We start from the raw sequence: 20,902 nt of genomic DNA on the forward strand, positions 1-20,902 counted from the left end.
CCGGGTAGCGTGGAAGACGGGGGGCGTCCCCGCGGGCGGGAGTCCAAACTGGACATACCGGCCCGAAGTGTAGGCCTGAGCGGCGGGCCTGATCACGAGCTTGCGCGGCTTGGGTTCAGCGGCTCTCCGCGCTCGGACACCGCGCGAAGGCCTCCGCGACCCCAGGCGCAGTGGCTATGCGGGCGCTGGTCCGGCCGAGCTTGCGTGATCCGCGAGCGGTTCGGCGACCGCCCGCAACCCACCGGGGCTCGGGCTCAGCGACCATCCACCCGCTGCGAAGACTTCGCCAGCGCCCCACCGAGCTCCGCCCGCCCGGGGATCCCCAGCTTCCGGTACGCCCCGGACAAGTGCAGCTCCACCGTCCGCCGCGTCAGGTGCAGGGCCGTGGCGATCTCGCGGTTGGTCAACCCCTGCGCCGCCATCACCGCGATGCGGTTCTCCTGCCGGGTCAACCCGTGCTCGTTGTCCTTCGCCGGGGTCAGCGCACGCCGCGACGAGCGCAGCTCCTCCGCCGCCCGGCGGGCCAGCGGGCGCGCTCCGCACTGCTCGCTCAGCTCCACCGCCTGGCGCAGCGTTTCGATGGCCTTTTCGGACTGACCGTGCCTCGACTGCAGCGTGCCGAGCTCGGTCAGCGCCGTCGCCAGCTGCAGGCGGGACGGCGACGTCCGCAGTGTCGTGATCGCCTTCTGCAGCGCCCGCTCCGCCTCGTCGTCCTCGCGGACCAGCCCCAGCGTGGTGAGCGCCGTGCCCAGCGGCCGGGCCGCGCCCCAGCGGGCCGATGCGTTGATGTCCTCTTCGGCCAGGCGGGCTGCGTCGTCGGTCTGGCCGAGGGCCAGCGCCGCCCGGGCCGCGTGCGCCCGCCACGGCACGAACCCCGGGAACCGCATGCCGTGGTGCGCCAGGCGCCGCCCGCAGCTGAGAAGGTCTTCGAACCCGAAACGCGTGTAGCCCGTCGCGACGCGCAGGCGCCCCCGCGCGTACAGGAGGTAGGTGTGCGTGAACAGGCCCTGGCTCGCGACGAAGTCCATCCGGTCCAGCAGCGACGTCGCCGCCTCGAACCGGCCGAGGTCCACCCAGCACTCGACGAGCCTCGCCGCGCACAGCACGCCGACCGGGCAGGTCGTCGTCCCGCCGCGCTCGTCGAACCGGCGCAGCAGCGATTCGAAGTGCACGCTCGCCCGCTGCAGGTCGCCGCTGGTCTGCAGCGCGATCCCGCGGGCCAGGGTGGGCAGCGCGCCGTGCGGCACGTGCACGTCCCACGGCTCGCGCTCGACGTCGAGGACCCGGCAGAGCCGGTCGACGTGCGCCGGCTCGTCCGCGAGCACCGCGGTGGCCAGCGTGAAGAAGTAGTGCTGCTCGAACAGCTCGCCGTCGTCGCCGTTCGGCTCCCGGGTGTCCGAGGCCCCGGCTTGGCTCAGCGCGTCCGCGAAGTGCCCGACGGCGTCCTGCGCCGACTCGCCGCTGCGGACGGCGTCGAGCGCCAGCAGCGCCGAGCGGCTCCGCTGGGCCGCCGGATCGGTCAGCGGCGCCCACTGCTCCTCGAAGTCGCGGAACTCCGGGGGCGGGCCGAGCCGGCTGCCGGCCTCGGCGAGGTAGGTCATGCACAGCAGCGGCCACACGGCGTCCGGGCCGCCCGCGTCGAGCCGCGCCGCGATCTGGCCCGCCGCGCTGATCCCGAGCCGGGCGTCCTGGCCGCCGCAGAGCGACAGCAGCATCGCCGTGGCGATGTACGCGGCCTTCTCGCGGTTGCCGACGGTGTCGACGGCTTCCCGCACCCGCTTCGCCGCGCCGGGCGGGTCGAACTGGAACTCCGCGTGCGCGAGCTGCAGCAGCACGGCCATCCGGCGTCCGGAGGTCAGCCGCTCCTCCAGCGCCCGGCGCAGGTGCCGGGCGGCCAGCTCGGGCCGTCCGGAGAACACGGCGTCGCGCGCGCTCAGCCGCAGCACGTCCACCGCCCACGGGATCCGGATCGACGTCGCTTCCAGCAGGTGGGCGGCCACGCGATCGGGCGGCGCCCCCGCCTCCGTCAGCAGCTTCGCCGCCCGGGAGTGGTTGACCGCCCGCGTGGTCTGCGGCATGTCCTTCAGCAGGGAGTTGCGGACGAACGAGTAGGTCAGCGTCGGCTGGTCGCTGTTGTTGAGCACGTGCAGCCGGACCAGGGTGTCGATCGCCTGCAGCGCGTCGAGCTCGTCGACGCCGGCCAGCCGGGCGAGCAGGTCGAAGCCGGCGTCCTCGCCGAGGATCGCCGCCGCGTGCAGGATGGCCGGCGCGTGCGGGAACTCCTGCACCCGCGTGGTGAGCACCTGCCCGATCAGCGACGAGCCGAGCTCGTGCGGGTCCGCGCCGGGCAGCAGGCGCGGGCGCAGCGCCTGCAGCAGCACCGGGTTGCCGCCGGTCGCCTCGCGGCAGGCGGAGGCCAGGTCCCCGGGGGCGAGGCCGAGGATCTCCGCCGCGGCCGCGTCGCCGAGGCCGTTCAGCGTGATCGTGACCGGCGTGCTCCCCACCATGTCCAGCAGCGCGACCTCGCGGTGCGGGGGATAGCCGATGACCGACGTCAGGACGATCAGCACCGGCAGGTCGAGCACGCGGTTGCGGAGGTAGGCCAGGCACCGCATGGACCAGGCGTCGGCCAGGTGGATGTTGTCGATGCCGAGGAACAGCGGACCCCGCTCGGTCGCGTCGCGGACGATCCGGAAGAAGAGGTCGAGCGCTTCGCTCTCGCCGGCCGACCCGCACAGCTCGGCGGCGGGCGGCCGCGGGGACGCCCCCGGCTCGTCGAGCGCGTCGGCCAGCTGGCGGACGAGCCCGCCGGCCAGGTGGCTTTCCAGCCGCGACCCGGTGGCCATCGCGACGGTGAAGCCCGCGTCCGCGGCCAGCGCCGCGGCGGTCCGCAGGGTGGCGCTCTTGCCCATGCCGAACTCGCCGGCCACCACCGCGCTGGCGGCCGCGCCGCCCAGCACGACCGGGAAAAGCCCGGTCAGGCGGCCGAGCTCGGGCTCGCGGCCGGGGAGCCGCGGGGCGGGACGCTTCGGTACCGAAGCCCCGCTGGCGGGGTGCTCGGGATTTACTTCGGTATCCACCGTAAGGACTTTCATGTTGGGTTGGGGCAGACTACTGGAAACCGGCCGACCACGGGAGACACCGCGGACCACGGCCGGTACCGGCCACGACCTGACCAGGGGAGACGATGGACGCAGCAGATGCGAACCGGATCTTCTCCGGGGCCGGCCGGGCCGCACAGAGGGCCATCGCCGCCACGCCGAGCGCGAGCAGCAGGAGCGGGCCGGTCGCCGGCCCCCGCAGGGCCGCCGCCCCGGCCGACTTCCGGCGCCGGGCCGCACCGTCACCCGGCGGCAGGTAGCCCAGCCGCACCGCCTCCGCCAGCGCGCCGGCCACGGGGGTGAACCCGGAGACCCGGCCCCGGCAGCGGGCGCAGCCCAGCAGGTGGGCTTCGAACTCTTCCGGATCATCGTGGACACCGAGCCCGTAAGCCGCGGCGTCCCCCTTCCGCCCGCTCATCGGATCGTCACTTCCCCGAGCGCCTTCCGCAATTGCCGCATCGCCGTGTACAACCGCGATTTGACAGTTCCTTCCGGAATTCCGAGAATTTCCGCCGCCTGTCGAACGGTGTTTCCCGCGAGATACGTCTCGTAGATGACCGACTGATATTTGGCGTCCAGTTCCCGCATTGCCCGTGTAATCGTTAGCGCCGCTAACGAGCTGTCCGTGCGATCTGTGGACTCGGCGTTTTCCGGGATCTCCAGAGCGACCTCCTGCGGGCGGACGCGGCGATTCCTCCAGCCGTCGATGACGATCCGCCGGGCCACCGTGAGCAGCCATCCGCGCAGCATTCCGGGCTCGCGCTCGAGCGTGTCGGAGTGCTGCCAGGCGCGGATCATGGTCTCCTGCACCACGTCCTCTGTCCACTGCCGATCATGGTTGGTCAGGCTCAGGACCTGCGCAAACAGGGTGGCGCGGAAGTCTTTGTACAGCAGCGGGACGAGGTCGTCTCCCGCGGCGGGGCCGATGTCGACCGCAGTCGCGGCCGACGCGTAGCCGACGTGGCCGCGACCTTCTCTTCCCGGTGCTTCCATAAAGCTCGCAACCTCACCTGACTGGCGGACCGTGGGGTCATCGGAGCGTAGCGCAAAATCACTTAATAGGCCATATGTATTAGTTTCATCGCTCAATTCGATGCAGTGCCGGCGGGTGTCATCACTCAGTGGTTCACAATGTGTCTTGTGATACACGTCACAGGTCACTAAAAGGTGACGGCGAGAACCGGATCACACCTTCTCCCCGTAACAGGAGGTGAGGACTCCTTCGCGAAGGGACAACGGGGATGCCGCTCCGATTCGTGGCGTTGCTGGCCGCTGCGACCGCGCTCGTGCTGGGCTGCGCCATCCCGGCCTCGGCCGGGGAACTGCAGCAGGCCGACCGCGCCCTGCTGACCCGGCTCAAGCAGCACACGCTGTGGGCCGTGCCGTCGAGCAGGCTCGCCGCCGACCGGGCGACCAACCGGCGGGTGCGTGCCGTCGCCGTCCGCATCGCCGACGACCAGGCCCGCCTCGACGTCGCCCTGCGCGCGGTCGCCGACCGGCTCGCCGTCACCCTGCCGGGGGAGCCGACCGACCGGGAACGCGGCTGGGCCGGCGAGATCGCCGCCGACTCCGGCGACGCGTTCGACCGCGCCTACGTCAACCGCCTCCGCGCCGAGTACGGGACGCTCTTCGGGCTCGCCTCCGACGTCCGGGCGGGCACCCGCGACGACGACGTCCGCGCGTTCGCCCAGACCGCCGTCGACACCTCGCTCGGGCACCTGACGCTCCTCGAGAGCACCGGGCTCGCCGAAACCACGTCCCTGCTCGTCTCCGCCACCGAGGACGACACCCTCGACGGCGGTGCCGTCGCCGTCGCCGCCGTTCTCGTGGCCCTCGCCGCCGTCGCCACGTTCGGCCTGCTCCGCCTGCTCGGAACCCCCGGCAGGCCCTCGCCGCGCACCCGGAGGTAAGCCGCCCCATGTCCCTTTTCGCCGCGCTGATCCCGGTGTCGCCGCACGACACCGGGATCGCCGAGGTCGCCGCGCTGTCCGGCCGCCTCACCTACCTCTGCATGTGCCTGACGCTGTGCTGGGGTGTCCTGGCCGCCACCGGCTGGGTCCGCCGGTTCAGCGGGCAGGACGCGATCCGCACCGGCCACGTCGCGCTCGCCGCGTTCACCCTCGCCGCCGGGACCGTGCACGGGCTGACCTTCCTCTTCCTGGAGGACGACCCCTTCGGCGTCGCCGACCTGCTCCTTCCCTTCTACGACGGCACCCCGCGGCACGCGCTGGGCATCGCCGGGCTCGAGCTCGTCGTCGCCGTGTCCGTGACCGCGGGGCTGCGCCGCAGCAGCGGCGAAGGCCGGTGGCTGCGCTTCCACCAGGCCGGGTACCTGGCCATCGGCCTGCTCGCGGTGCACGCCTGGCTCGGCGCCATCTCGAGCGGGCACCTCGCCGTCGTCTGGCTCGCCGGCATCACGCTGCTCGTCCCGCCGGTGCTGCTGTCGGTCCTGCGCGTGCTGCCCGCCGCCGCGCTCGCCCGCGCCGGGCTGGTGGCGCCACCGGCCGCCGGGGACGACCCGGAGCCGGCCACCGTGCGCGTCGACGTCGACAGCCAGCGCTGCCACGCCTACGGGGTCTGCCAGTCCGAGGCGCCCCAGGTCTTCCAGCTCGGCCTCGACGGGCAGCTCGCCTACGAGAAGCGCCCGGGTGCCCAGCTCGTCCCGAACGTCCAGGCCGCCGCGCGCGCCTGCCCCATGAGAGCCATCCACCTGTTGGGAGCCACCCGATGAGCGAACGCATCGTCATCGCCGGAGCCGGCCTCGCCGGCCTGCGCGCGGCCGAACGGCTGCGCGAACTCGGGTTCGACGGCGAAGTCGTCGTCCTCGGCGCCGAACCCGACATCGCCTACCACCGCCCGGCGCTGTCCAAGCAGCTGCTCACCGGCGCGGTCAGCCGGGCCGACACGCTGCTCGCCGACCCGCTCGAAGTCGACGCCGAATGGCGGTTCGGCACGCCGGTCACCGCGCTCTCGCCGAACCGGCAGGTCGTCCACCTGCGCGATGAGGAGCTGCACTACGACGGCCTGATCATCGCCACCGGCGTCGAACCGCGCCGGATGCCCGGCGCGCCGCACGGCCACCCGCGCGTGGTCGTCGTCCGCACCCTCGCCGACACGATCGCCCTCCAGCGCGCGCTCGCCGGCAACCCGGGCCCGGTCGCCGTGATCGGCGACGGCTTCATCGGCTGCGAAGTCGCCTCCAGCCTCCGCGAGATGAACCGCGAGGTCGTCCTCTTCGGCCGGGCGAGGTCCCTGCTGGCCGACGTCCTCGGGCCCGACATCGGCGACTGGCTGACGGCGCTGCACACCGCCCGCGGCGTCCGCCTCGAGCTCGGCACCACGATCCGCCGCTGGCGCCCCGCGCCCACGCACGTCGGCCTCGAGTTCGCCGACGGCCGCGCCCTCGAAGTCGCCTGCGTGGTCGTCGCCGTGGGCAGCGTCCCGGCGGTGTCCTGGCTGCGCGGCGCCAAGCTGCCGCTCGACGACGGCGTCGTCTGCGGGCCCACCTGCCACGTCGTCGGCTCGTCGACGATCGTCGCGGCCGGCGACGTCGCCCGCTGGCCCAACCTCCGCTTCGACCCCACGCCCCACCGGGAGGAGCACTGGCTCAACGCCGTCGAGATGAGCCGCGCCGCCGCCCAGAACCTCCTCGCCGGCCCGCAGGGGTCGCCGGCCTACACGCCGGTGCCGCGCTACTGGTCCGAACAGCACGGCGTCCGCATCCAGGTCGCCGGCCGTCCGTCGCTGGCGACCGACACCGTGCTGCTGGAGTCGCCGATCCCGGGCACCCGGCCCATCACCGGCTTCGTCCGCCAGGGCCGGCTCGTCGGCCTGATCGGCCTCGACAGCCCCGCCGCCGTCCTGCACTGGACGGCCGAACTGGCCCGCCAGCACCCGGCGCCCGCCGAGCCCCCGCCCGAGCTCCGGCTCCGCCACCACACCGGGGCGGTGGCCGGCTACTGAGCTACGATCCTGCACGCGGACGAGCTGGCAGGGCGGTCGCGGGCCGGGGCGACCCGGCCCGAGGAAAGTCCGGACTCCGCAGGGCAGGGTGGTTGCTAACGGCAACCCGGGGTGACCCGCGGGAAAGTGCCACAGAAAACAGACCGCCCCGGTCCGCGCTTCGGCCGGACGGGGGTAAGGGTGAAACGGTGGTGTAAGAGACCACCAGCGTCCCGGGCGACCGGGACGGCTAGGTAAACCCCACCCGGAGCAAGGCCAAGAGGGAGCCCCCGGGCTCCTGCGCAGGCGTTCGAGGACGGCCCGTCCGAGCCTGCGGGTAGGCCGCTGGAGCCTGCCGGCAACGGCAGGCCGAGATGGATGGCCGCCGCCCCGCGAGCCGCAAGGCGACCGGGGAACAGGATCCGGCTTACATGCCAGCTCGTCCGCCCCTCACGTGCTCGAACGGGCACCACCCGTGCTCGACGGGTCGACACGCGTGACTGGAAGGTCGACACGGCGGAACCGGCAGCCGAAGCTGTGTCGACCCCTCGATCACGCGTGTCGACCCCTCGATCACGCGTGTCGACCGCCCAGTCACGTGTGCTGGCCCGTTGGGCGCGCCGAGTGTGGTTCCGCCGGGTGGTTACCCGGTAGTAGGGTGCCGGTATGGCGGGTGACGAGAAGCGGTTCAAGTCGGCTTTCGATTCCTTGCACGCTTTCTCCTACTTCGCGCCCGAAGTCGATGCCGCGCTCACCGGCATCGGGCTGCGGCCGGGGCGGATGCCGTACTTCGCGAGCCGGTCCGCGGCCATGGGGGCCGTCGGGCCCGAGGTCGTCGCGGCCACCTTCTACAACTTCAACCCCGAGGTCGTCGCCCGCGTGATCCCGCGCGCCTGGACCCTGGCGACGCCGGAGCAGGTCCTGGACGCGCGGCTCGACGGCGTCGACCAGGCGCTGACCCGCCTGCTCGGCGACCACGTGAAGAGCGACGAGGTCGCCGAAGCCGCCGAACTCGCGCGCGAGGCGAGCAACGGCTGCACCGGCGAAGGACGTCCCCTCTACGCCGCGCACGCGGGGCTCGCCTGGCCGGGGGAGCCGCACCTCGTCCTCTGGCACGCGATCACCCTGCTTCGCGAGCACCGCGGCGACGGCCACATCGCCGCCCTCGTCCTGAACGGCCTGAGCGGGCTGGACGCCCTGGTCACCCACGTGGCCACCGGCCGCGGGTTCGCCACCGGCCCGGCCAAGCTGACCCGCGGCTGGAGCGACGAACAGTGGACGGCCGCCGAGGTCGCGCTCACCGGCCGCGGCATCCTCGACGCCGAGGGCGGCCTCACCGAGGCGGGCGAGGCCGTCCGCGCCGCCGTCGAGATCGCGACCGAGTTCGCCGCGCGGGCGCCGTGGCTCCACCTCGGTCCCGAGCGGACCGCCCGGCTCGAAGAACTCTGCCGCGGGCTCAGCCGCCGGGTCGTCGAAGCCGGCGCCTTCCCGGCGGGCGTCTTCCGCGGGTCCCAGAACTGATCGACGGGTCAAGATCACGCTATGTAGTGAAAAAGTTGTGAAGTATCGGCCACCCCGTGACGGACAGCACTCGCGTCGAAGATCGACATGGCCGCCGACCGGCGGACCGTCGTCACAGAACGGACTCGCGGGACGCGGCCGTTCGTGTCATGCGACACTGTTCCAGGCCGCACAACGGCCAGAGCGCAAGTACCCACAGTGAGCAAATCCCGGGCAATGGGGTGAGTTCGTCAGCACACTGAGAAGTATGGGTGGCCGGGGTTCAACCCGAGGGCCCTTGCCGCGATGATGGTGGGCGTGGAGATTTCGTGTGCCATCCGCAGCACGCCGGTTGACGAGCCAGCCGGTCTGTACGCTGCGCACTTTGACCACTACCCCTCGTAGCCCTCATGATGTTGTTCGAAGCACCGCCTGAGCCAGAGCCGCGCGGGCCCCACCGCGCACCGGGAGTATCGCGATGATGACCTTGACCACCCTCGACACGCTGGCCGCCGGCGAACTGGGCACGGGCAACGTGCGCCAGTGGCTGCTCGACAACGTCATCCCCCTGGTGCTGCTGGCCGTCGCACTCCTGCTCCTGTGGCTGGGCGGCGGTAAGGGCGACAACGCCGGTGTCATGCGCCGGCTCGCCGGCGTGGTCATCGCGCTCGCCATCATCGGTCTCGCGGTCAGCGGCGCGGGCGTGAACGTGGGCCAGTGGATCGCCGGCCTGTTCACCGGCTGAGACGGGGTCCGCGTGCGCATCAGGACCGATGACGAGGTGTACCGGGTCGACGCCGTGTGGCTCGGCCCGCCGAAAGCGACTTTTCCCTGGAGGGCCCGGTACGTCGCCTGGCTCATCGGCATCCCGACGTTCTTCGTGGTCCTCGGCGTCGAACGCTGGGCCGGGTGGAGCTTCGGGTTCTTTTCGACGGCGTGGGGGTTCATCGCCACCATCGCGATCACCCGGCTGCTCACGGCCAAGATCAGCCACGAGCGCCCGCTGGGCACGGTGGTCGCGATGGCGGGCCGTGAGCTGAACACCCCCCGGGCCCGGACCACGGGCACCGGGGGCGCGGTCAGCGCCAGCCGCGTCCGGGTGCGGGCCGAGCGCCCGCTGCCGAAGCACCGCCGCAGGCGGCAGTACCAGCACCACGGGGGCCTGCCGGGTGCAGTTCCACCCATGCCCCCGCCACCACCCTCAACGGGGGCGCCTCGCGCCACCGCGCCGGTTTACCAGGGAGCACCACGAGCGCGCCGGAGCCGGGGCAACCCGGCTCGGGCCGGGAGGTAGTCGTTGTTCGGTCGCGGCGGTAGCCGAGGAAAACGGGGTCGGGACACCCACTCGGGCGGATGGCAACCGCCCGAGCAGGTCCGCGCGTCGCGGAACGGCTCGGGGAACAAGGCGCGCCTGCCCGGTGAGCAGGCGATTCCCGCGTACACCCCGTCGATCGCGGTGCGCAGCATCGACGGGCACCTGGTCCGCACCGGCGTCGAGGTCTACGCCTGGTACCGGCTGGCGCCGCAGCGCTGGTCGTTCCGCTCGGACTCGCAGCGGCGCGACCTGATCGCGGCCATCGCCGGCCAGTACGCCGAGCTGCAGGGCCGCTGGCTGCACCTGCGCGTGACGAACCGCCCGTACCCGATCCGGATGTGGGCCGAGGCGCACGTCTACAACGCCCACAACCGCCCCGGCGACGTCCCGGGCGCGCTGTCCTTCGACGACTACCTGATCGGCGAGCAGCAGCAGCTGATGGGCCGCTCGATGGCCGAAAAAGAGGTCTACATCGGCGTCCAGGTGCAGACCCGGCGGATGGTCGACCGCGCGGTCGAGCGGGCCGCGCCGGTGCTGCGCAAGATCCTCCCCGAGGCCGTCGACGCCGAGCTGACCGCGCTGGACTCCGAGGTCGAGCACCTCGACCAGGTCATCGGCAGCGCCGGGCTGGAGGGCCGCCCGGTGCACGCCGAGGAGATGTCCTGGCTGATGCACCGCTCGTGCTCCCTCGGCCTGCCCGCGCCGCGGAACATGCCGGCCGTGCCGGGCGCGGCCTGGGAGCCCGAGGACCTGGCCAGCTTCACCGACGCCGCCGACTTCTACGCCGACCCGTACGCGCCGACGGTGACCGTCCGCGGCCGCACCGGCTCCAACGCCGGCGTCTCGCGGCACCTGGCCGTGCTCACCGTCGGGCAGATGCACGGCCTGCAGATCCCCGAGGTCGACGACCCGTGGATCCAGCACGCCGACCGGCTGCCCGCCGCGGTCGAGGTGTCCGCGCGCATCTACGTCCGGCGCCCCGAAGAGGTCGCCAGCGAGCTGCAGCGGCAGATGAACAAGGTCCGCTCGCAGGTCAAGCACTACACCGACGAGCACGAGCTCGAGCCGCCGCAGTCGCTGTCGCGCCAGGCCGGCCGGGTGCTGGAGATCGACGACGAGATGACGTCGGGCTTCACCGCGCTGGCCACCCGCGTCCGCTCCTGGTGGCGGCTGGCGGTGTCCGGCCCGACCGAGCGCGACGCGCTGCGCCTGGCCCAGCAGTTGCTCGACCTCTACAAGCCGAAGATCGCCATCGAGCACCCCGAAGCCCAGTACGCGATGGCCCGCGAGTTCATCCCGGGCGAGCCGCTGGCCTCGGCGGCGTACATGCGCCGCGGCTCGGTGGTCTGGGCGTCCTCGGCGGTCCCGACGGCGACCGCGGAGGTCGGCGACCGCCGCGGCATCCTGCTCGGCGAGACGTGCACCGCGACCCGGCGCCCGGTGGCGTGGGACCCGTGGATGGCCCAGGAGATCCGCGACGGCTCCGGCCTGACGGCCATGGTGGCGGGCCTGGGTGGTGGTAAGTCGTTCCTCGGCGGTGGCATCGTCTACAAGACGCTGCGCGCCGGGGCGAACTGGACGATCCTCGACCCTTCGGGGCCGTTGTCGCGGCTGTGCGACCTGCCGGAGCTGCGGCCGTATGCGCGTCCGATCAACCTGCTCAACGCCCAGCCCGGGATCCTCAACCCGTACCGGGTGGTCGCCGAGCCGCTGATCGAGCACTTCATGGACGAGGACGACCCCGAGCGCTCCTGGCGCCGCGAGAAAGCCCTTGCCGGCGCGACGCGGCGCCGTCTGGTGCTCGACGTCCTGAGCGGTGTCCTGCCGTACGAGGTGTCCCGCATGGCGCAGACGCGGATCGTGCTGCTGCGCGCGGTCCGCGCCGTCGGCGGCCGCTTCGACGCGGATCCGGGCCAGGTAATCGATGCCCTGCGTCGGGATTCTTCGGAACACCACGAGCACGCCGGCGTCGTCGCCGACTTCCTCGACGAGATGCGCGAGCGGATGGCGCTGCTCATCCCGGAGACGGACGCGGACCCGTACTCGGAGACGCGTGACGACCGGCTGACGGTCCTGACGATGGCCGGGCTGACCCTGCCGAAGGACGGCGTCCCCCGCGAGTACTGGACGGACGCGGAGTCCCTCGGCGTCGAGATGCTGAACCTGGCGGCGTGGCTGACCCAGCGGTCGGTGTACGAGAAGCCGAAGGAGATGCGCAAGGGCGTCTGGATCGACGAGGCGTTCTTCCTGTCCGAGGTCCCGACCGGCCGCGTGCTGATGAACCGCTTCGCGCGTGACTCGCGCAAGTGGAACGTCCGCGTGCTGCTGTCGTCCCAGATCCCGGCGGACTTCCTGAAGATCCAGGGTTTCGTGGCCTTGCTGGACTCGGTGTTCGTGGGCCGCCTGGACGACGACGACGCCCAGGCCGACGCCCTGCGGCTGCTGAAGGTGCCGGTCGGAGTCGGGTACGAGCAGGTCGTGGCGGCGCTGGGCCGCCGTCCGGGCGCCCAGCAGCGCGGCTTGGAGCGGGACATCGAGCCCCGCCAGTTCATCTTCGGCGACGGAGCGGGGGGTGTGGAGCGCATCCGCGTCGACTTCTCCGGCCCGCACCTGGACCACCTGCGGGCGGTCATGGACACGACCCCGGGTTCGAAGGACGCGGCACCGTCGCGGCGTCCGGGCAACGAGCTGGCGCTCCCCTCGGAGGACAAGAAGCCGTACGTCGCAGTCCCGCCGGAGGACGACATCGAGCTGGAGCAGGACTTCGAGCTGGCGGCGGAACTGGAGGTCGGCCTCGCCGACGAGAACCTCCTGGGCGCCCCGGACCCCTTGGCATCCGAGACAGGCGAAGTGGAGGGCGGCGTCCAGCCGTCCAACGGGCAGCAGCAACACGCCCGCACCGGCGGAAAGGGCGGCACCGGCCGGGACGCCGCATGAACACCGTGCTGACGCTGGCGGTCCTGCTGACGTTGGCCGCGGCGTGGCACTCGCTGAAGCGGCGGATCAAGGAAGGTCCGCGGCCGGGGCGGCGCACGCCGGGGCGCAAGGCGACGATGTTCGCCGTCATGGTCGTTCTGGGCTTGCAGGCCATCGCGACCGCTCCGGCGGCGAGCGCGGCGGCCTGTGGCGAGGCCCCCAACCCTGAGCGTCCCGGCGCGGGCATGGTCGGCGCGATCGACCCCGCCGAAGGCCACGGCGAGGCAGGCAGCCCGTACGTCGACTACAGCTACGCCGGGTTCGTCTGGAACACCTTCGAGACGAACTGCTCCGGCATCAGTCTGACGCCACCGGGCTCGACGCTCGACACCTGGGGCGGCAACCAGCTGTTCAACCTGGGCAAGAACATCGTCGGTGCGACGAACTCGCTGCACTACACCGTGCTCGAGGGCGGCTTGCTCAACCCGCTCTACAGCGCGGTGAAGTCGGGCGCGGAGAAGGTCTACAACAACATCTACGCCCAGCTGTTCGGGCTGGTCGCGCTGGTCATGTCGATCATGTTGTTCCGCAACATCTGGCGCGGCGACCTCGCCGCGGTCAGCAAACGGGCGCTGTACGCGCTGGCCGGCGTGTGGCTGGCCGCGTCGTCGCTGGCGATGCTGCGGTACTTCGACCCGATCGACAAAGCGATCGTCCAGACCACGACGAACATCCAGGCCGGGTTCGTCGACGACGCCGACAACCGCGTCGTGCGGCACGTGCTCCCGACGAACCTGCACAACGAGATCGTCTACAAGAACTGGATCCGCGGGGAGTTCGGTTCGCCGACCGCGCCGCAGGCCGAGCAGTTCGGCCGTCCGTTGCTCGACGCACAAGCCTTCACGTGGGCGCAGTTGCGCAACGGCGACGACGGCAACCAGTCGGTCATCGACGGCAAGAAGAACGCCTACAAGGACATCTCCACCAAGCTCGGCCCCGCCACCGGCTACTTCACCGGCGAAGCCAACGGCCGCGTGGGAGCCGGGTTCCTCTCCTTCGGCCAGGCCCTCGTCTACTCGCTCTTCCAGTTGCTGGCCAAGGCGAGTGTCCTCCTCGCCCAGGTCCTCATCCGCCTCTTCGCCCTCACCGCGCCCCTGATCGGCCTGGTCGCCCTCCTGCACCCGGAGATCCTGCGCCGCGCGCTCAAGGTCGCCGGCGGGGTTGCCTTCAACCTCGTCGTGCTCTCCGTGCTCGCCGGCGTGCACGCCCTTCTGCTGCAGGCCATCTTCGACGCCGGCAACTCGCTGAACATGCTCACGCAGATGGTGCTCGCCGGGCTGATCACCGTCCTGCTGTTCATGGTCGGGCGGCCGGTGCGGCGGCTGTGGCAGATGGTCGAAATGTCGGTCAGCATGGTCGGCGCCGCCGTGCCGTCGCCCGGCGGCGGGATCTTCTCGCGGTTCCGGCGCAACAAGACCGGCCCGTCGCCGCAGGACGAGTTCTGGCAGAACGTGCGCGACACCGACGACGTCGTCGACGGCGAGCAGCGCGGTCCGCTCGGCGCCACCGCCGGCGGTGGCCGGTTCCGGCCGGAAGCCACGATCTTCGCCAACGCCCAGCGCCTCGACAACAGCTCGGGCGCGTCCCGCCCGGCCGCCGCCTGGTCCGGTGCGTGGCCGGGGGCCGTCGGAGGCGGCGGCTCCGCGGGCGCGCTGCCTGCGGCCGGCCGCCCCGGCTCCCCGGTGTTCGGCCAGTACAACCCGGCCAACGGCGACGGCGGCGAGTACGTCGTCGTCGGCGCGGGCGGCCGTCCGACGACGCGGGAGGAGAGCCGGCGCGTCGACACCTCGCCGGTCGCCGACCGGCGCTGGAGCGACGAGCCCGAGCCCGTGGTCGTGCCGTCCGACCTGCGCGCGCCCGAATCCGGCTTCAGCGACTTCCCGGCGCAGGACGCTCCACGCGTGCCGGGCGCGCGCGCCCAGCCGCGTCGCGTCGACCCCGAAGTCGTCGCGGGCAAGCCGGTCTTCGTGCTGTACCGGCCGTCGCGGGGCATCGAGGTCCGCGAGGAACCGCGGGACACCGACCACGTCATGGGGCGGTGACCGATGCCGATCCGCACCAACCGCGGCCGCGCCGCGGTCTACCGGCGCCTGTGGGGCTGGCCGCTGCGCTCGCCCCGCCACCTGATGGGGACGCTGATCTTCCTGGCGATCCTGGTCACCGCGCTCGGCATCGTGCTGCCGAAGGTCGTCGGAAAACCGCAGGCCAAGGCGTCGCCGCCGGGTCCGGGGACGACCACCTCGATGACGACGACCGCCCCGGGCGCCGCGGCGCCGGTCCCGACGTCCAACCTGCCGACCCGGCTGTCCACGCCGCTGGCCACCCCGACGCCGACGACGCCGAACGCCGACGCCCTCCGCGTCGCCAAGCAGTGGGCCACGGCCTGGGTCAACCACCCGGACGGGATGACCTCGGAGCAGTGGCTGGCGCAGCTGAAGCCGTTCACCACCGAGGAGTACCTGCCGGTGCTGGCGACGGTCGCCCCGGAGAACATCCCGGCGAAGAAGGTCACCGGTGAACCGGTTGCCGGTACGGCGTACGCCAAGTCGGTCCAGGTCACCATCCCGACCGACGGGCCGAAGCTGGCCATCACGGTGGTGAGCACGAACGCCGGCTGGCGGGTCGCCGACTACGATCAGGCGCACTGACCGTGCGGCGCCTGGGGTTGTGGCTGGGGCTGGTCGTGTTCCTCGCGATCGGCGCCCTGGTCGTGACCGCGGTCGCCGCCAAGGTCGTCATCGACAACCAGCAGGCGCAGGCCCGGGGCGTGTCCCTGACGAGCTGCGACGCTTCGGTCGGGCCGACGCAGCCCGGCCAGGGCGATCGCGGCACGGTCGACGCGTCGAAGCTGGACGACGAGCAGCGCGGCACCGTCGCGGTGATCATCTCGATCGGCAAGCAGCGGTCGCTGGCGCCGCGCGCGTGGCAGGTCGCGATCCAGGCCGGGATGGCCGAGTCCGGGTTGCGTAGCCTGACCTACGGCGACCGCGACTCCCAGGGCATCTTCCAGATGCGGCCGTCGATGGGCTGGGGCTCGGTCGCCGAGATCACCAACCCGACGTACGCGGTCAACAAGTTCTACGACGTGCTGCTCGCGGTGCCGGACTGGGAAAACCGGCGGCCCGGCGAAGCGGCGCAGGCGGTGGAGCGCTCGGGCTTCCCGGAGGCCTACCACAAGTGGGAGCCGATGGCGGCGACGCTGGTGCAGAACGTCGGCCAGGTCGTCGACGTCGTCGCCTGCGGTACCGGCATGGGGGCGTTGCTGCCGCCCAGCCAGGCCGCCGCGAAGGCGATCAGTTTCGCGCTGGGCGAGCAGGGGAAGCCGTATGTGTGGGGCGCCACGGGACCGGATTCCTACGACTGTTCGGGGCTGATGCTGCGGGCCTACGAGTCGGCGGGGATCATCCTGCCGCGCGTCTCACGCGACCAGTACCACGCCGGCGCGTACCTGCCGGTGCGCGAGGCGCAGCCCGGTGACCTGCTGTTCCTCGCCACCGACCCGTCGGACCCGTCCTCCATTCACCACGTGATGATGTACCTGGGGAACGGCAAGGTCGTCGAGGCGCAGCAGACCGGTGTCCCGGTGCACACCCGGGCCTTCTCGTTCGACGAGCGTGAACTCGTGCCGCAGGCGGTCCGCCCCGGCGTTTAGCATGGGTCGCGAGGGCCTGGACAGGATCGCACCGATTCACCCGACGTCGCGGCGCTTGCCACGAGCAGGTGGCCGCGCACTGGCAGAGGATGAGCACGTGGGACGCAAATTCGGCAGGCGGGGCAAGCCCGGAGCGGGCGAGCCCCGGGACCCGGCGGCGCTGTTCGGCGCGCCACAGCCGCCCCGGCAGAGCGCCCGTCCCGCGTCCAGCACCCCGCTCGCCGACCAGCTCGGCCAGGGCTACCCGGGGGTGGACGCGGGGTACGTGGTGCTGCCTCGTTCGCTGGCCGAGGGCATGTCGTTGCCGTGGCAGCACCAGATGGCGGCGCTGCTGGCCCAGTTCCACGCGGAGCACGCGGGCCTGGCCTGGCCGATTTACCGGGTGGTGCCATCGCGGTACGAAAAGCTGGCGGACCTCGACGAAGAGCAGCTCGCGGAGGCGGGCTACCTGGTCGAGATGGACGCGGACGGCGAGATGGTCTACCGCGAGCGAAGTGGCCGCAAGGTCCAGGATCCCGAGAACACCTCGGTGCTGGTGTCGACCCTGGACCCGATCCCCAAGCCGGCGGGCCGCCCGGCGCCCCCGGCGGCCTCGCCGTCAGGCCACGTCCCGGCGGCGGCACCGGCCCCGATGAACATCGGCCCGGCCCCGGTGTGGCGAACGGTGCCCCACCCGCCCCCGGCGCAGTCGGTGCCGGGAACGCCTGAGCAGCACGGGTGGGCGCGGTCGGCTCCGGAGGAGACGGCGCAGCCGGGTCGCGGCTATGAGCCGGTGCCGCCGGCTCCGACGGTGTCCGGGTCTGCGGCTTCGTCGGCTTCGGTGGCGCCTGCTGCTTCGGCGGCGTCGCCGGTGGAGCCGCAGTGGTCGGTGACGGCCGAGTCGGAGCTGCCTGGCCCGGTGAGGGCCCCACAGTCATCCCCACGGCACGCGGCGGCGGCTCAGCCGGAGGAGCGCGGCGTGGAGCTGTCTGCTCGTCCGGAGACTCCTGCGGCGGCGGTTGCTCCGGCTCATTCGCCGGTTCCCGCCGAGCCTGCGACCCGTCCTGAGGGCATGGTTTCGCCGATTAGTGAGGCGCTTGGATCCGAGAGCCTGGCGTCCGAGCGTGGGGTGTCGTCGTCGCTTGAGCAGGCTGCGGCTTCGGTGAGCGAGCCCGCGGTGGCAGAGGTCCCTCAAGCGGAGGCGCGGCCGGAAGCGGGACCGGTTTCGACTCCGCAAGATGTAGATCACCTGGAGCCCCCTGCCGCGACCTCGGGCGAGGTGGCGTCGCGGGATGCGGACCGTTCAGATGTTGCTGGGTCGGCATCGAGCGAGTCGGTGTCGCGGGACGTGGATCGGCCAGGCGTTGCCGCGTCGGCTCTGGGCGAGTCGGTGTCGGGGGATGCGGACCGGTCAGGCGCCGTCGCACCGGCCTCGGGCGAACCGGTGCCGGAGGAGGCTGCGGCCCCGGGCGAACCGGCGTCGGCAGATGTGGATCGGCGAGATGCCGCGCCGTCACCGGCCGAGTCGATGCCCCGGGACTTCGACCAGCCAGAGGTCGCTACTTCGGCATCGAGTGAGCCGGCGCCACGCGATGCGGAGGCGGCAGTACCGGCATCGGGCGAACCTGCGGATCGGCAAGAGGTCCTCGCCTCGACAGCGGGCGAATCGTTGTCGCGAGAGGCGGAGCGGCCAGAGACCGCCGGATCGGCGCCGCGGGACGTGAGCTGGTCCGAGGCTGCGCCAGAATCGGCGCTGCAGAACTCCGACCAGTCGGAAGCTGCCGAATCGCCATCCGCCGAACCGGCGCTACAGGATGCTGCTCGCCAGGAGACGGCGGAACCTGCGGCGGCCGAAGAGGTGTCGTCGAACGAGCCCCCGACTGAGGCGGCTGCACCCGAGCCTCCGGAGGCCGAGGAAGGCCGCCCCGAGGCAGCCGCGCCCACTGCGGTGGATCAGGAACCGGTCCAGCCGGTGGGGTCTGACTCCCGGCCAAGCTCGTCCACCGCGCCGCAGGAAGTGCCATCTGCGACTTCGCAGCCCCCAGCCCCCCAGGGCGACCCGCAACCGGCTCCCGAACCGCAGGGACCCGGTGCCATTTTGCGGCCGCCGACTGCACCGGGCGTCGCGCAACCGGCCGCCGAACCGCAGGCTGCCCCCGATGCGGTTCCGCAGCCGGCGGCTGCTTCGGCCGCCGAACCCCCGACGGCACCGGATGTGGCTTCCCAGCCGACGACAGCGCCGGGCGAAGTGCCTCGGCCCGCTTCTCCGGAGGCGCAACCACCGATGCTCGGCTCGCATCTGCCCAAGCCGCCCTGGGGACAGGTCGAGCTGCCGGCGCCCGGTCTCGGCCCGGTGCCGGGCTCCGCACCGGGCCTCAACCCGGCGCCGACGCACGGCGCCGGCCCAGGTGCTGCCCCTGCGCAAGGCGCCGGTTCCGCGCCGGTGCCCAGCTCCGCGCCTGGCGTTGACTCTTCCGCGGTACCAGGTACCCACCAGGGGGCCGGCCCGGCGCAAGGTCCCGGCCCGGCAAGGTCCCCGATGGCGCCTGGCACTGGCCAGGCCGGCTCGCCCGCGGTGCCCATCAACTGGCAGGGCTCCGCGCGCAGTGCGGGCCCAGCAGGGGCCCCGGTCGCGCCCGCCACCAGCCCGGCCGCTACTCCCGCAGCCCACGGCGCCACGCCAGCTCCCACGCAAGGCATGACCCCGGCCTCCGGCACCCCAGCCCCCGTGCAAGGCACCACCCCGGCACCCGGCACCACGCCGGTTCCCCACCCAGCACAAGGCACCACCCCGGCACCCAGCACCCCGCCGGTTCCTCACCCCGCCCCAAGCCCCGCCCCACCCGCACGTCCCAAGCCGGTCTTTCCCGGGCCGGAATCAACCCCCCAGCCGTTCCCCGCCCGGCATGCCGCTCCGGCTCGACCCGTCTTCCCGGGCCCAGGGACCATGCCGCCCGTTCCGCCTCCGGCGCCCAACGCCCGGCCCGTCTTCCCCGGGCGCGACACCCCTCTTCCGCAGCCCTCGCGGCAAGAGCCCGAGACCCCGCCCCGGGGTACCGCGCGGGGCTGGTTCGATGAATTCACCGAAACCAAAGAGCCCGAAGAACCCCAGGACTTCGGCCCCACCGGGCAGCCGACCGAGATCCCTTACCGGTACAAGCGCTGAAAAACCGGCCCAAGGGTGCGAACCTGGGATCATGTCCAAAGACCCGAACCCGGACCAGGGGTGGTACTACAACACCCGCACCCACCAGGTCGAGCACCTCGAACGCAGCCGCAGCGTCGACCTGCTCGGCCCGTACCCGGACGAGGCCACCGCCCGGCGCGCCCTCGAGATCGCCCGGGAGCGCACCCGGCGGGCCGATGCCGAAGAAGATGACTAGACCGTCAGCCGCGGGCTGAGGACGAACTCCGGGTCCACCTGCGAGACGAGGTCGGCGCCCGCCCAGGCCCGGGCGTTTCGCAGGTGGAACTCGACCGCTTGACGCTGGTAGCGCGCCCAGTCGCGCTGCTCGGCGTCCACCGTCGCGTGCATCGAACGCAGCGTCGAGAGGTTGCGCGGCTCGAGCTCGGTGATCGGCCGGGCCGTGCCGCGCTCCGCCGCCCGGACGTGCCCCGACGCCGACATCCAGCCCAGCAGCGCCGAACCGACCTGGTCCTGCAGGAATTCGACGTCGTCGGCGTCCGTCACCTTGTTGCCCACCACCACGAGCCGGACGCCGAAATCGCGGGCGTAGTCCGCGTACTGGCGGTACACGCCCACACTCCGGACCGTCGGCTCGCAGACCAGGAACGTCACGTCGAACCGGGTGAACAGCCCCGAGGCGAACGCGTCCGCGCCCGCCGTCATGTCCATCACGACGTATTCGCCGTCGACGTCGACCAGGTGGTTCAGCAGCAGCTCCGCCGCTCCCACCTTCGAGTGGTAGCACTTGACACCGAGGTCGTCCTCGTCGAACTGGCCGGTGACGCCGAGCCGCACCCCGCCCAGCTGCCGGAAGCACGCCGCGAACACCGGGTTGTCCTCGAACGGCCGGACCAGCCTCGACCCGCGTCCCGGCGGGGTCGTCTTGATCATCGACGCCGCGTCCGGGATGCGCGGGTTGTCGCCGCGCAGGTAGTCCTTGATCAGCGCCATGTTGTCGCCCAGCGTCGGCCAGGCGAGCGCTTCCTCCTCGGTCGCGCCGAGCGCCACCGCGAGGTGCTGGTTGATGTCGGCGTCGATGGCGAGCACCGGCAAGCCGGCGTCGGCGAGGTACGAAACGAACAGCGACGACAACGTGGTCTTGCCGCTGCCGCCCTTGCCGACGAACGCGATCTTCACGGGAAAGCCCTTTCGGTAATGATGACGGTTTTCATTTTGACCTCGGCAACGTACACCCGACCGGCTCGCGCCCGATCGGGCGATCTCCGGACCCGGAGCGGTTAGGGTTGGGG

The 20,902-nt window shown here is 72.3% G+C and carries 15 protein-coding genes and 1 other RNA gene; 12 read left to right on the top strand and 4 right to left on the bottom strand.

The genetic code is table 11. The features are described from left to right. Positions 1-254: 254 nt before the first annotated feature. From ISP_RS05935 to ISP_RS05945, 3 genes are read right to left on the bottom strand one after another with little or no spacing between them, the layout of a single operon-like run. Complete coding sequence (locus ISP_RS05935; protein ID WP_013223082.1) at positions 255-3,080, bottom strand: helix-turn-helix transcriptional regulator; 2,826 nt, start codon at positions 3,078-3,080, stop codon at positions 255-257. Positions 3,081-3,111: 31 nt separating this feature from the next. Continuing rightward, positions 3,112-3,519 carry a hypothetical protein gene (locus ISP_RS05940; RefSeq protein ID WP_013223083.1) on the bottom strand — a complete coding sequence of 136 codons (408 nt, stop codon included), beginning with the start codon at positions 3,517-3,519 and terminating at the stop codon, positions 3,112-3,114. Further along, positions 3,516-4,094, bottom strand: coding sequence for a sigma-70 family RNA polymerase sigma factor (locus ISP_RS05945; RefSeq protein ID WP_013223084.1), 579 nt, complete (start codon positions 4,092-4,094; stop codon positions 3,516-3,518). Before ISP_RS05945 ends, ISP_RS05940 begins: the two co-directional genes overlap by 4 nt. Positions 4,095-4,342: 248 nt before the next feature. On the opposite strand from ISP_RS05945, the gene ISP_RS05950 reads away from it, so the two are divergent. The 12 genes from ISP_RS05950 to ISP_RS06005 all read left to right on the top strand — a co-directional run bounded on the left by ISP_RS05950 (position 4,343) and on the right by ISP_RS06005 (position 19,848). Then, the gene (locus tag ISP_RS05950) at positions 4,343-5,011 is read left to right on the top strand and encodes a DUF4142 domain-containing protein (protein ID WP_013223085.1); all 669 of its coding nucleotides are present in this window, start codon (positions 4,343-4,345) and stop codon (positions 5,009-5,011) included. An 8-nt stretch (positions 5,012-5,019) separates the two neighbouring features. Further along, entirely contained in the window at positions 5,020-5,832 is an 813-nt protein-coding gene (locus tag ISP_RS05955; protein WP_013223086.1) for a ferredoxin, read from the top strand. Then, complete coding sequence (locus ISP_RS05960; protein ID WP_013223087.1) at positions 5,829-7,064, top strand: NAD(P)/FAD-dependent oxidoreductase; 1,236 nt, start codon at positions 5,829-5,831, stop codon at positions 7,062-7,064. Before ISP_RS05955 ends, ISP_RS05960 begins: the two co-directional genes overlap by 4 nt. Positions 7,065-7,084: 20 nt before the next feature. Beyond that, positions 7,085-7,489, top strand: an RNA gene (gene rnpB, locus ISP_RS05965) — RNase P RNA component class A. 220 nt (positions 7,490-7,709) lie between these two features. Then, positions 7,710-8,564 carry an SCO6745 family protein gene (locus ISP_RS05970; RefSeq protein WP_013223088.1) on the top strand — a complete coding sequence of 285 codons (855 nt, stop codon included), beginning with the start codon at positions 7,710-7,712 and terminating at the stop codon, positions 8,562-8,564. A gap of 457 nt (positions 8,565-9,021) precedes the next feature. Continuing rightward, entirely contained in the window at positions 9,022-9,288 is a 267-nt protein-coding gene (locus ISP_RS05975; RefSeq protein ID WP_004562703.1) for a hypothetical protein, read from the top strand. 12 nt (positions 9,289-9,300) lie between these two features. Further along, entirely contained in the window at positions 9,301-9,837 is a 537-nt protein-coding gene (locus ISP_RS05980) for a hypothetical protein (protein WP_013223089.1), read from the top strand. Between the two features lie 3 nt (positions 9,838-9,840). Further along, on the top strand, positions 9,841-12,795 hold the full coding sequence (locus ISP_RS05985) for an ATP-binding protein (protein WP_013223090.1): 2,955 nt from the start codon (positions 9,841-9,843) through the stop codon (positions 12,793-12,795). Then, the gene (locus tag ISP_RS05990; protein ID WP_013223091.1) at positions 12,792-14,876 is read left to right on the top strand and encodes a hypothetical protein; all 2,085 of its coding nucleotides are present in this window, start codon (positions 12,792-12,794) and stop codon (positions 14,874-14,876) included. The genes ISP_RS05985 and ISP_RS05990 overlap by 4 nt, the downstream gene beginning before the upstream one ends. 3 nt (positions 14,877-14,879) lie before the next feature. Continuing rightward, the gene (locus ISP_RS05995) at positions 14,880-15,482 is read left to right on the top strand and encodes a hypothetical protein (protein WP_013223092.1); all 603 of its coding nucleotides are present in this window, start codon (positions 14,880-14,882) and stop codon (positions 15,480-15,482) included. Between the two features lie 17 nt (positions 15,483-15,499). Continuing rightward, positions 15,500-16,486 carry a C40 family peptidase gene (locus ISP_RS06000; protein WP_413462983.1) on the top strand — a complete coding sequence of 329 codons (987 nt, stop codon included), beginning with the start codon at positions 15,500-15,502 and terminating at the stop codon, positions 16,484-16,486. 3,176 nt (positions 16,487-19,662) lie between these two features. Further along, the gene (locus ISP_RS06005) at positions 19,663-19,848 is read left to right on the top strand and encodes a hypothetical protein (protein ID WP_013223095.1); all 186 of its coding nucleotides are present in this window, start codon (positions 19,663-19,665) and stop codon (positions 19,846-19,848) included. Here ISP_RS06005 and ISP_RS06010 read toward each other — a convergent pair. After that, positions 19,845-20,789 carry an ATP-binding protein gene (locus ISP_RS06010; protein WP_013223096.1) on the bottom strand — a complete coding sequence of 315 codons (945 nt, stop codon included), beginning with the start codon at positions 20,787-20,789 and terminating at the stop codon, positions 19,845-19,847. The two genes, ISP_RS06005 and ISP_RS06010, sit on opposite strands and share 4 nt — an antisense overlap. Positions 20,790-20,902: the final 113 nt, after the last annotated feature.

The organism is Amycolatopsis mediterranei, assembly GCF_026017845.1.
In the GTDB taxonomy this organism is placed as follows: Bacteria; Actinomycetota; Actinomycetes; order Mycobacteriales; family Pseudonocardiaceae; genus Amycolatopsis; species Amycolatopsis mediterranei.